General features: G+C 41.4%; 11 protein-coding genes. All 11 read left to right on the top strand.

Annotated features, from left to right (window positions below; genetic code table 11):
• Window positions 1-102: 102 nt before the first annotated feature.
• The 11 genes from ALFI_RS01505 to ALFI_RS01460 all read left to right on the top strand — a co-directional run bounded on the left by ALFI_RS01505 (window position 103) and on the right by ALFI_RS01460 (window position 13,075).
• The gene (locus ALFI_RS01505) at window positions 103-1,305 is read left to right on the top strand and encodes a site-specific integrase (protein ID WP_014774497.1); all 1,203 of its coding nucleotides are present in this window, start codon (window positions 103-105) and stop codon (window positions 1,303-1,305) included.
• 139 nt (window positions 1,306-1,444) lie between these two features.
• Window positions 1,445-1,951, top strand: coding sequence for a hypothetical protein (locus ALFI_RS01500; RefSeq protein WP_014774496.1), 507 nt, complete (start codon window positions 1,445-1,447; stop codon window positions 1,949-1,951).
• Window positions 1,952-1,956: 5 nt separating this feature from the next.
• Window positions 1,957-4,347 carry a hypothetical protein gene (locus ALFI_RS01495; protein WP_014774495.1) on the top strand — a complete coding sequence of 797 codons (2,391 nt, stop codon included), beginning with the start codon at window positions 1,957-1,959 and terminating at the stop codon, window positions 4,345-4,347.
• A gap of 473 nt (window positions 4,348-4,820) precedes the next feature.
• Window positions 4,821-5,549 (top strand): AAA family ATPase, encoded by a 729-nt coding sequence (locus ALFI_RS01490; protein WP_014774494.1) that lies wholly within the window; start codon window positions 4,821-4,823, stop codon window positions 5,547-5,549.
• A complete protein-coding gene (locus ALFI_RS01485; protein WP_014774493.1) occupies window positions 5,527-6,600 on the top strand; it encodes a DUF3871 family protein in 1,074 nt (357 codons plus the stop codon). The genes ALFI_RS01490 and ALFI_RS01485 overlap by 23 nt, the downstream gene beginning before the upstream one ends.
• Window positions 6,601-7,477: 877 nt before the next feature.
• Window positions 7,478-9,199, top strand: a complete 1,722-nt coding sequence (locus tag ALFI_RS01480) for a trypsin-like peptidase domain-containing protein (RefSeq protein WP_014774492.1) — start codon at window positions 7,478-7,480, stop codon at window positions 9,197-9,199.
• A 21-nt stretch (window positions 9,200-9,220) separates the two neighbouring features.
• Entirely contained in the window at window positions 9,221-9,919 is a 699-nt protein-coding gene (locus ALFI_RS01475; protein ID WP_014774491.1) for a tetratricopeptide repeat protein, read from the top strand.
• Window positions 9,920-9,921: 2 nt separating this feature from the next.
• Window positions 9,922-10,164 (top strand): hypothetical protein, encoded by a 243-nt coding sequence (locus tag ALFI_RS01470; protein WP_042493095.1) that lies wholly within the window; start codon window positions 9,922-9,924, stop codon window positions 10,162-10,164.
• 11 nt (window positions 10,165-10,175) lie between these two features.
• Window positions 10,176-10,544 (top strand): hypothetical protein, encoded by a 369-nt coding sequence (locus ALFI_RS16795; protein WP_130064011.1) that lies wholly within the window; start codon window positions 10,176-10,178, stop codon window positions 10,542-10,544.
• Window positions 10,545-10,568: 24 nt separating this feature from the next.
• On the top strand, window positions 10,569-10,922 hold the full coding sequence (locus ALFI_RS01465) for a hypothetical protein (protein WP_042493093.1): 354 nt from the start codon (window positions 10,569-10,571) through the stop codon (window positions 10,920-10,922).
• Window positions 10,923-11,020: 98 nt separating this feature from the next.
• Window positions 11,021-13,075, top strand: a complete 2,055-nt coding sequence (locus ALFI_RS01460; RefSeq protein WP_014774488.1) for a tetratricopeptide repeat protein — start codon at window positions 11,021-11,023, stop codon at window positions 13,073-13,075.
• The last annotated feature ends 157 nt before the right edge of the window (window positions 13,076-13,232 follow it).

Raw genomic sequence — 13,232 nt, 5'->3', positions numbered from 1 at the left:
GGTTACAGAAATGTGATCATCTTTTTTTTGTCCCTCGAAATCGGTCGAAAATACACTGGTTTACACAACTTGTGTAAACCAAATGTGTAAACCGAAACGAGGATGTCTGCAACGGGAGTAAACGTACTTTTATACCGTTCCAAAACACTTGCGAACGGAGAACATCCGTTGATGCTCTGCGTAACGAAAGAGCGTAGGCGCAAATATGTCAGCATGGGTATTTCGTTGGCCGCCCGATATTGGGATTTTGACAAGAGCAGGCCGAAACGGAATTGCCCCAACCGAATCTATATTGAAAAGTATATCGCCGACAAACAGCGGGAATATACGGATAAGGTGATTGAACTGACTTGCGAGGAAAAGGCATTTACGGCCAATACGCTCGTCGAGAAAGTTTGTGGCGGCTATACGACCAAGACCGTAGGGCAGCTCTTTACCGAGCAAATCGAAGCGTTGATTGCGGCCAAACGAACAGGGTACGCCTTATCGGTACGGCAGGCATATACCTCGCTCATGCGGTTCAACGGGCATCTGAATATCTACTTTTCAGAGATAGATGTTACATGGCTCAAACGCTATGAAACATGGCTGCGTTCGGCAGGGTTGGCGGATAATACAATCGGGATTCGATTCCGTTCATTGCGTATGCTCTACAATCTGGCTATCGAACAGAAAATCGTCAAGGCCGAATACTATCCGTTCCGCAGTTTCAAGGTATCGCGCCTGCATCAGCAGACAGCCAAACGAGCCATTCGCAAGGATGATATTTTACGCATCGTTCACTATTCGACGGATGATGGACGGGTACAGTTGGCAGTCGATTTGTTTGCGTTTTCCTATTACATGGGCGGCATCAATTTCGTGGATATGTGCTATCTGACCGAGAAGAACATCATCGACAATCGGTTGGTCTATATTCGTAAGAAGACAAAGAAACTTATCAAGCTCCCGTTGCAGACGGAAGCCTTGAAGATTCTCGCTCGCTACAATGGAGTATCATTGCCTTATCTGTTTCCTGTTCTCTCCTCGTTCCACAAGACGGAAACGCAACAGCACAACCGCGTGCATAAGGTGATTGCCAAAGTGAATATACGGTTGAAAAAGATCGGAGAGGAATTGAATCTGCCGATAGATATTACCACCTATGTTGCTCGGCACTCCTTCGCTACCGTACTGAAAAGGTCGGGTGTCAGCACCTCGCTGATTTGTGAAACATTGGGACATAGCTCGGAAAAGGTTACGCAAATTTACTTGGATAGCTTTGAGAACTCTCAAATCGACGCTGCGATGCAGAATTTGCTATGACAGGTGACATATTTTTGGAAAATTTGTTTTATATACCCCTAAAAAAATGCGTCACTACCCAAAAGAGATTGTCTGGAAACGGACAATCTCTTATTTTTTTGCTATCTTTAAAGGACTAACCAATAAACCTATACCTACTATGAACAGTTATGTAAGCGAAGCCGAGTATGAAGAAATGATGGATGCCGAGAACGCACAGTTCGGAGAACTGAAAGCCGTTCCTGCATCTGCTTTATTAACCATCGACAATGAAACAGCATCCAATATGCTTTTTTTACTGATGGGGAAAGCGCAATACTTGGATTTGGCCTGTCGTGTAAAATCGGGCATGGCCTATTATGAATTTGAAGATGTAAACAATGTCAAGCGTCGGTTGTATCTGAACTCCGACATTGTGGACTTTGTTATAACTTACCTGATGTGTGGCAATAAACGTTCTTACTATCCAAAAATCAACAATATAGACAAGAATGTCGATGAAGCCTATATCCTGCGTTTGTTCAAAAGTGACAGGGACAGGAACGTCGGTCGATATAATACCGTCAGCCAAGAATATAAGGCTGTATATCGGTATGGGCGAATCAATTACGGCACATTCCCCTATACGACGGCAGAATTCGATGAGAAACTAAACAAGCTCCTCTGATTCCTATGAAAATTGATATGGATAACCTTCCACCCATCATTGGTTATAATGTAAAGGAACTGGAATTTTGGAAACTAAAATTCTCGGATAATGCCCGACACTGCCATATCTTCCATAAGATGGTGCGGGATGGAGTGCAAATTAACGGGCAACTCCAACTTGAACGCGGTATTCCCAGATTTTATATAAAGATAGCTGTTGAAGACCTGCCATCTGCTATTTCTGTTTGGCTTACACCCGAGTTCGAGAAATTCTTATTGTGCTATCTGTTTACAGGGCATAACGAAGGCTTCCCGACCTACCTTAAACCATTGGAGATTCCGAAACCCAATCCCGATTCGGACTACTTTTACAAGCATATAAAGCGGGAGTTGGAACGGGATGCGGCTATTTTTCGGAATGAAGAACAGGACGGAGTAAAGGGAACGCATGTAATGGCCAAATATCCGTTCGGGAGCATCGACTATGGATTCTTCCCATTGACACAAGCGGATTTATTGGTAACGCTGGCGTCCACTACTCCCTATGTCTATTCATTTGTAGCGACCACCATTCCCGACCTGCAAAACAATAAACTACCGATAGAAGAACGGGATATTGCCGCAGGTCAGCATTTGGACGCGGTATTTAAAGAGATACCCACCAATACGATTATCGACAAGACTATCTGCGGTGTCGGTGCTACATGGCTGGAGATTCATTCCGAACGCAACTCGATTATCATTGAACCGAATGTACCCGTCATAATCGGCAAGGAACAACAGCATCCGAACATTATCGGTGTGTACGGCGAAACGATGTCGGCGGCAATGGTCAAGCAACGGATTTCAGAACGGACAGGCCCTGTAAAGCTAATGACCACTCCCGACAGTTATCCGAAAGTGATAAATGCACTCAAACAGTTGCGTATCCCTTATCTGCAAGACTATTTCCTGCTGTTCGATGAATGTGAAAAGATCGTCGCCGAGGTGGATTATCGACAGCATATAACCTTGCCGATTGATGATTTCTTTAAGTTCGCCAATAAAGCGATGGTATCGGCAACTCCGATTGTCATTGATGACCCGCGCTTTGAAGAACAGGAATTTAAAATTATCAAGATAAGACCGACATACGATTACAGCAAAGAATTGGAGTTGAAGCCGACCAATAATGTCGAGGTCATGCTAAAACAGACATTGAACAGTCTTAACATGGAAGATACTCCAATCTGTATATTCTATAATTCGGTGCAGGGTATTAAGGAATTGATTGATTCATTCAAGATAGGAGATTACACGAATGTCTATTGCAGTACGGAAGCACAACGGGAACTCCATAAAGAGGGATATAAGGCTTTCGATTCCGTGACGGACAAGAGCGGAAAAACCGTACTGAACAAATACAATTTCTTTACAAGCCGTTTCTATTCAGCGGTAGATATTACGCTCGATTATAAGCCTGCGGTTATTATGATTACACAGGTCTATAAGGTACTCCCGAACCAAACGCCCTATTCACTCATCGACCCAGAAACGGAAGCCATACAGATTGTGGGCAGATTCCGCAACGGGACAGGTAAAATCACCCATATCACCAATACCAATTCCAAGATGATATGTAAAGACAAAACGGAATTGGAAACGTTTTTACGGGAGGAACACGCAGGTTTTCACAAACTGCTCGATTTGAGAAAGACATTGACGACGCAGGGTGAAATATGTGTTTTAGACCAAGCTATCGAACGGGTGGAATACAAGCGTTTGGGATTTGTAACGGATAAGGGAGAAATCAACTATTTCCGCTATAACAACGCCTATCTGGACGAACGGTTGAAAATGCTATACCGTTATCCTGCAATCCTCCATAAAGCCTATTGCCGCAGCGGTGCATTTAAAGTCGTTTCCAAGGCGGAATATGCGGCCTATACGGACAATGACCGAAAGATATTGGATGATAAGACCAGATTGAAATCAGAACGGATTACGCTCTTATTTTCAATATTCTCCCGTATATGCTTGTCCAGCAAATCGTATGATATGGAATTTCTAAAAGAGTTGCAACGCGAATATGCCCTTTATTACGACGCATATAATACGATAGGATTACGGAAAGTCCGAGAGTTGAATTTTGTGGATTCGGATGTCCGTACAGAGATAAAACGGGTGAAATTCTTAAAACAAGCGACAGACGAAAGTGTCATTAATGAAGTCTATGCCGCCTTTGCTCCGAATACTGTTTATAAGACCTCCGAGATAAATTCGAAGATGAAAGCGATTTTTGACAGTTATTCCATCGAATACGATAGACGGGGAGTAGGCAATTCGATTATGCTCTATTTTGAAGCAACCGAAGCACGGACAGGGACAAAGCGAACTTGGAAACTGGGTGCGAAGAAATTTCAGAGTGTGACATAATTTTAGAATTTCTCTTTTATATACCCCTTGAAAATTGCGTCACTAATCGAATCCGAATTTATAAAGAGTGGTATTAATCAATAATCTCTTCAACAATAAATATTAGGAATTTAATCAAAATTATTAAAATCATAATATAACCTACCAATATTTGGCATCCTTCATTTTGGTCACTTCTTCTCATTGTTGCTGAATTGTGATATAGTTATAATAACAAATATAATTTTTTATAATGATATTTAAAAATTATGACACTTCGTTTTTTCTTTAAATATTGCACCGTAGGCATTTATCAGAAACAGGCTATAATGCCTGTTTTTTTATAAAATATATCCCCTGCATATACAGATACTTTCTGTTAAAGCCCCCCCCCTTATTGAAATGGGGAATGATAATTATTAAGGATTGCAAACCAAAACTCCAAAATTGGATTTTTAGTTTAATAATTTACTAATCATCTAATTTGTAGAGTTATGCAATTACGACAATCCATGCGTCGGGCGGCCAAGATGCGGCTTGCTCTGGCGGGAGCTTCGGGCAGCGGCAAAACCTATTCGTCGCTCCTTATCGCTTACGGCATGACAGGCGACTGGTCGAAAATCGCCGTCATTGATTCCGAGAATTGCTCGGCTGACCTTTATGCCCATCTGGGCGGTTATCAAGTCCTCACCCTCGAAAACTATGCTCCCGAAACCTACATCGAGGCCATTGGTATTTGCGAGCAGGCAGGAGCCGAGGTAATCATCATCGACAGCATTTCCCATTGCTGGGATTATCTGCTGGATTTCCACGCCAACCTGCAAGGCAACTCCTTTGCCAATTGGGCCAAGGTCACACCCCGTCAGAACGCCTTTATTCAGCGTATTTTGACATCTTCCGCTCATGTGATCTGCACCATGCGTTCCAAGCAGGATTATGTGCTCTCGGACAAGAACGGCAAGATGGTTCCAGAGAAAGTGGGCTTGAAAGCCGTACAGCGTGATAACGTGGATTACGAGTTTACCGCCGTCCTCGATATAGCCATGAACCACAAGGCCACCACATCCAAAGACCGCACGGGACTGTTCACGGGCCGTCCCGAATTTCTCATTACGCCCGCTGTCGGTCAGGCCATCCTCAAATGGTGCAACATGACACAGCCTGCACATCCGAGTGTTCAACCTCAAACTCCTTACAACCATGTACCCAGCGTTTCAGCCTAACCCCGAATTTGCCGTCGGCCTGAACTCCGACAGCCCTTTCCTCGATAACCCTGCCGCAGAGGTAGCAACGATTGTAGAGGAACAACCAGCCCAATCAGCAACGACGGGTGTTGTCGTTCCTTTGGGCGTCCGTCATAACCGTCACTTTATCGAGGCCAACACCAAGCCTGTTGATATAGCCCATTTGAGAGCGGATTGCGTCGTTCCCGTATTCAGCAAGGACAACGAGGTGACCATCTCCCACCAGAGCTTTATCGAAACGGTGCTGGGTGCTGCACACCGTATGTTCCCGCAGGAGGTAATCGACGCTCCCGATATAGTCGTGTCCCATATCATCAAGGGGCGTATTCCCGAAGCCATCCACAAGCCCGTGAACCAGCTCTTGGAAACCGACAAGACCATCTACTACGAACGGATGGCTTTCTGTTTCGAGATACCCACGATTTACGAGGATGTGGCAGGGAACAGACTGAACCTTTCGATAGGAGGAGTAAGGGCCTATAACCACGAGAATCTTTATTCCAAGAAGACGGTGGAGAAATTCAAGGTCTTTATCGGGTTCAAAAACCTCGTGTGCTGTAACCTTTGCGTTTCGACCGATGGATTCAAGAGCGAACTGCGGGTGATGGGTGTGCAGGACTTGTTCGATGCCACCTTACGCCTGTTCCGAGAGTACGATGCCGAACGCCATGTACAACTGATGGCAGCGATGCAGGAACGAACCCTTACCGAACACCAGTTCGCCCAGCTTATCGGCAAGACACGGTTGTATCAATACCTGCCCACAGCCGAGAAACGACAGCTTCCTGCTATGGAGTTTACGGACTGCCATATCAACGCGGTAGCAAAGGCGTATTACGCGGACGAGAACTTTTCCAGAGGGAACAATCCAGAGATTGACCTTTGGAGGGTTTATAACCTCTTTACGGGAGCCAACAAGTCGAGTTACATAGATACATTCCTCGACCGTTCGCTGAACGCTACCGAGCTTATCACAGGTATAGGCAAAGCCATCGAGGGCGATGCCCAGTACAGGTGGTTTGTGGAATAACCGAACGAAGAAGAATACCCTTGCTGTCAAACGACGACAGGGGTATTTTCTTTGATAGGTAAACAAGACGATAATAACTTATATTCAATGATGCTGTCTGTTGATTTATTGCGCATTATATGGTTTTATATAATTCCGATGCTCAAAATATCGACTTTACGCTGGCATATTCTCGATAATTAAGGGTTGGAGTGATTTGCAACTCACTATTAAAGGAAATATGTCGGCTTAAATTGAATAACAAAGCATCTAACCCAAGTTACAAGAAACAAAGTTTATTTTCCAGCCGTTTTCCACTTGTTTGGCAACTTTGTTTTGACGAAATTTGAATCTGCAACAACCTTGAAAAAAGAGTGGTTTTGCCGTTGCATTTCCGATGATTGTTTTTTACTTTTGTGGAGAACATATTGAATACGGAAGTGTAACTTTATTCTCGTGCGACGAACGTAGGAAATTCCAAGCACAATAGAGAGGATAAGTGGCATTGCCCTCCCGTCGTATCTTCACGATACAGGCGCGGGGTTGTTGCTTATTTTATCTATTGGGTTTCCTACGACCTGTCGCACTAAAATAAGTCATCAGCCCTGCGCTTTCTTTTTATTAACCCGTCGTTAGGGGTTGAACGACAAGTTTTGTGTATGCCCCAGTATCTACACAGGCAAATAAGCAATGCGATTTTATCTGCCTCTGCGGTCGCTTTAACGGTTCGAGAGATTGCAGATTGTATTATTTTGCAGTTTGACCATCCGATAACCGCAAGGCAGGGCTATGATTGCATATACCATATTCCTGAAAACCTTTGCTTGATTGAAGCCGTGGGGAGTTCTCCCAAACGATACAAACTATACGATAAATATTAATCAAATACACATAACAAATGAAACGAGTTATTCTCCTCACGCTATCATTACTACTTGGCATAAGTTCCTATGCCCAAACAGAGTGGGAAATACAACCCAGCACTCTGAAAATAAACGCATCCAATAGCTTGGATATATCAAATGTGTCATCCAATAGCGTAACATTACATAATTGGATCGCAGAATCGAAAGAAAATAAAAAACAGAACAGAATTACAGCACGCAATGGAATCTTGCCGCTATATGTGAATGGTACATCCAAGCGGATTTCGTTCGGCATTGAAGATATAAATAATAATCCATCACAATATAAATATCCTGTTCAGACCGCAAACGGGAAAACAGAATATACGCAGGATATATATTGGGGAATAACAGTATATATGGCGGGCGTAGATGGTAAAGAATACTATATACAGTATCTATTTAACAATAAAGGAGCAAAAGGGGGTAATTATGGGATTGTAAATACATACCAATCTGCATCTTGTTCCTTTAATATGTCAGGCAAAGGTGTTTTGCATGGTACTTTTGATAATGGATGGCAATCTTGTTCTGGATTACCAACGAAAGTTGAGATTATCTTGCAAGAGAATAATCATTGTGGGATAAATTTTAATGATTATTCTATTCCTGAGGCCGATTTTGCATCGGTTGATGGTGTAAGACGAGTTGAGTTCAATTTGTATGCAGGCGCAAAGATAAGGGTTTATAATCTCAAGGTAGAGCGCAAATCCGTATATTCAAAAGTGTCGAGTTTCATTACTGCTGGGGACAGTCGTATGCGTGATGGAAACTATTACCAAGCGGCATCGGAATACTCGAAAGCCATTGACAGAGGTTATAAAAACTACGACATCTATTTCAAACGTGCAAATGCCTATTTTGCAAGTAAGTTTTACAATAACGCAATTGACGACTGCACGAAAGCCATATCCTACAAATCCACAACAGACGTCTATCTGTTACGAGGAAAAGCCAAACTGCTGAAATCCGATGCCTCAGGTATTGACGATTTGAAAAAAGGCGGTTCAGAGGGGCTGGCATTAATTCGAGAAATGGAGCTGGATAAAGCCACAACGCCCAATACTCCGTCTTCAGAAAATGGGAAACGGTACATAGCAACAGGCAGCGGTTTCGTATTGACATCTAACGGTGTGATTGTAACCAACCATCATGTAATTGATGGAGCAAATGGAATAGATGTGCTTGTTAATTGGAAAGGACAGGTCCATACAGTCAATGCAAAAGTTCTGATTTCAGATAAGACGAATGATATTAGTCTGCTGCAAATCGACGATAGCTCGTTTACCAACTTCCCAGCATTACCCTATGCCGTTAAAATCTCGATACAGGATGTAGGAACGAGTGTATTTGCTCTCGGTTACCCCATGTCAGATATTTTGGGAGAAGAAATAAAAGTTACCGATGGTATCATAAGTTCAAAAACAGGTTATCAAGGTGATATTGTTACATACCAAATATCTGCACCTATTCAGCATGGTAATAGCGGAGGGCCTCTGTTTGATAAACAAGGCAATATAGTTGGCATTACAAACGCAGGGGTTGAAGATGCACAGAATGTCGGGTATGCTATTAAAACATCTTATCTGAAGAATTTGATTGATGTAGCACCAATATTTATTACGTTACCTGCTAATAACTCGATTTCAGGGTTGCCATTTACAGAAAAGATAAAACGATTGACACCCTATGTTGTCTTGATCAAAATCTACTAACACAAATAAAATTGCTGATTTATGAAAAAGATGTTTTTGATGTTTGCTCTTGTTATGGGGGCAACATATACAAACGCACAAGATGTTGTTGATCGTTGTATAACTGAATTGGAGCCGCTCATTGTAAAAGCAAAATCCGTTTGGGTTGATGGAAATAGCACTTACGGAATAACTTCGGAACGAGCAGAACGTTATGCAATCTATTGTTTGGAGGCTTGTGCCGTCGTCGATAAATATATAGATCGAATCGGTGATGTTAATGAGCAGTTGGATTTACTCTGGGGGCAGGTTGACATGCTATCGGATATATTGGAAATTTATAAAACCAATAAAGTGGGATTATCGGCATCTGAATATACCCAACAATCCAATCGTAAAGTTTCGGCATTGAAGAAATTAGCGGTTTTATCTAAGAGAATCAATAATAAGGCTGATCGAGATTTAGAGCTTTACAATATCAATGAAGCCTTGGGTGAACATTATTTAAATAGCGGCAATTATAAAGAGGCATCAATTTACTATTCTATGTGTGTCTCGAACTACAATGATCTCTTATCAAGTGAATATGCCAATGATGAAGATATTCGTAAATCAGGGCAAAAGGCTTATTATTGGATGGGATATACTGCCTATAAGTTAGGAGATACAACGATAGCACAAAACTATTTCAATAAGTCGAAAAACATTTTGAATGACGAATTAATTCAGCCGTATAAATAATTATGATGTACGAATGTCGCAATAGATTAGGCGAAAGAATAGGACACGCCTATACAAAACAACAGGCCGAAGAAATGATTCGCCATGCAAATTGGTTGTTAGACCAAAAAAGAGGAACTCCCGAATATGAACAAAGAGTTGTAAGAGCGCAAAAAGCAGAAGAAAAAGAAATGAATGCTACGGGCGTTGGCATCATTGCAGGTGTTATTTTCTTTATTATCTGTATAATAATGGCACTCTCCTAATTACAAACATTATGAAGAAATTATCACTTGTTCTCATACTGTCAATATCTTGTTTGGCACTTTCAGCGCAGACCTATAAAACATATCGAATAGCATATGTTTTAACTCCTTATGGAAACTATGACCCAGAAAACGCATCTATCACTATTGCTGATGGCCAGATTCGTTATAAGAAAAACGGGAATGAAAAACTTTGGCAAAGCATGTATCGTGGAATCTATAAGGAGCAACCAACCAAAGGAGTGACTTTTCAATATGAATGTTTTCTACTGATGAAATTGGATAAAATAATTCGTATTTGCAAAACGAAAAATATAAAGCATAATGGGAAATTCTATTATGCAATGTATGTGGACGGACAGCTACAATTAGTTGAATAAATCATAACTCGGTACAGTATCAATATGAAAAAATTTCTCTTAACGATATTAGGTATAGCAATCTATATTTTACTTGGATGGCTCATTAAAGATATTGTATCTGCGAACTATTCCAATCCAATGGATATGCTTGTATCAGATATGATTAAACACGAAGCCTTAATATATTGCATACTTGCCGTGGGTTATGTTTTTGTGATACAATGCTTTGTGTATCAAAATTCTGACGGAAATGAAGCAGGTATGTGGTTACCCATCGGATTATGTGTTGCATCTTATTTTTTATTAACCACTTTATCCCTATCATCGGGATTAATAATCGCTTATAACTTGCTTAATGTCATTGCAATTGTAATAGGATGTTACATGGACAAATAAGACGAGTGACATAATTTTAAAGGGGTATATAAAATAGAATTTTACAAATTGTGTCACATCAACACACGCATCCATTTACAGATAAATAAAATAGTCCAATGAAAAACTACCTACTCATCATTCTGCTGTTGTGTGCAGGAGTATACAACGGCTATGGACAAAAGAAACAGCCGTCAGATTACCACCTGCAAAGAGCCATTGACCTAATACAGAATGGCGACGAAAAAGAAGCGATGAAATGCCTTGACCAACAGCTTCAAGAAACTCCCGACAATGCCGATGCAAGAATAGTTCGTGCAGATTTATATTATCGACAAAAGAAATACGGAAATGCCCTTTCGGATGCGAACCTTGCGATAAAATACTATAAAAAAGGTGGAATGTTCTCAAAATACATCATGTATTGGAACCGTGGCCGCACATATTGCGATATGGAAGATTCTGCCAAAGCACTTGCCGACTATGATACCGCTTACAAATTAGCACTAAAAGACAAGAAAGGAGCAACTAATATTCAAGAGATTCTTTACGGACGAGCACAACTCTATTACGAGCAGAAAGAATACGACAAGGCCGATGCGGATTACGCACAAATGCTGAAAAACGACGAGACGGATCAATCGGCTATGGTGGGGCTTATTCGCAACATGATTGCGCGTAAGGAATATGATAAAGCATTGGAATTAGCTAATAAATGTGAAAAATACGATGCTGATTACGAGGAAACCTATCGTTATCGGATGCAGATTTATGATAAAATGGGCGAAACGGACAAGGCGATTGATGATGCTGTCATCTATTTTGAAAAATCGGATGCCCCACAACATTACCTGCTGAAATCAATTATGGGTAAACATTTGAGTTACGCATTAGCCAAAGTGCAGGCCCAAATTCAAAAAAATAACGATCACTCTTGGAAACAACTGCGTATCCATATTTACAAATGGGGCTATGATTATGCAAATGCTATTTTATGCTACAATCAACTGCAACAAGAGTTCGGAAGTTTTGATTTCATCTATTACAGTCGCAGCCAATGCTACAACGAAATAGGAGACACAGAACATGCTATTGCGGACATAACCAAGTGTATTGAATTGGGAGATGGTAAAGATTATTATGCAATTATTTCCCGTGCCGACTATTACCGAGAGGGCGGGCAATATAAAGAGGCGATAGCTGATTTTACAAAAGGGATAGAGCTTGACCCGACGAGTGCTTATGCCTACTATAAGCGCGGCTGGTGCTATGAGTTATCGGGCGATGATGATTCGGCCATGAAAGATTACAATACGGGAATAGATGTCGATAAAACATATCCCTATATTTTCTTGATGCGGGGTGCATTGTACTTGAAACGTGGAGAAAAGGAGAAGAGCAATGCGGATTTCGAGGAGGTTATTCGACAGGATACGGTTGCCGAAAGTGGCAGTTGTCGCCAATATGCTCTTCACTTTTTAGGACGGGATACCGAAGCCCTCGAATGGATGGATAAAATCATTGCCTCGGATTCAATGGGAAACGGTGTTTATTACGATAAATCATGTCTGCTGGCACGCATGGGACGATTGGACGAATCTGTTGCGGCACTTCGCAAAGCCTTTGAGAAAGGCTATCGTTCGTTTGCACATATCGAGCATGATGACGATATAGATGCCATTCGAGAACTGCCCGAATTTAAGCATTTAATTGAAGAATATAAAGCCAAGCCTATTCGAATAGAAGCCGATGATGAACAGGCAGAAGATAAGATCGAAACTATTTCCGAGATACAAATGAAAAAAATGTATAGCGGGGTTTATGAAATACCTTGTACGATTAATGAATTGCCTTTGAAATTCTTTTTCGATACGGGAGCAAGTACGGTTACAATCTCCTCGGTGGAAGCCAATTTTATGCTTAAAAATGGCTATTTAAAATCAGACGATATTAAAGGCAAAGAATATTATAGCGTTGCAACTGGCGAGATTCACGAGGGCACGACAATCCGTCTGCGTGAAATCAAGATTGGCGATGCCATTCTGCGTAATGTTGATGCTTCGGTTGTCCATAATCAGCAGGCTCCGCTATTACTCGGCCAGACTGTTTTGGAACGTTTCGGAACGGTAACTATTGATAATATCAATTCAAAATTGATTATCAAGCAAAAATAAAATAAGGGACATCAATAGACTTTCTCTAATTGAGCGATTCGTTGGAGAAAATCTATTGGTTCGTTGGTGACATATTTTTCAAAGAGTATATAAAAGAGAATTTTACAAATTGCGTCACTTGTTCTATCAATGAATTAACCCACTCAATAACTAATCC

The organism is Alistipes finegoldii DSM 17242, from assembly GCF_000265365.1.
GTDB lineage: Bacteria > Bacteroidota > Bacteroidia > Bacteroidales > Rikenellaceae > Alistipes > Alistipes finegoldii.
This window is presented reverse-complemented; position numbering and strand designations above follow the sequence as displayed.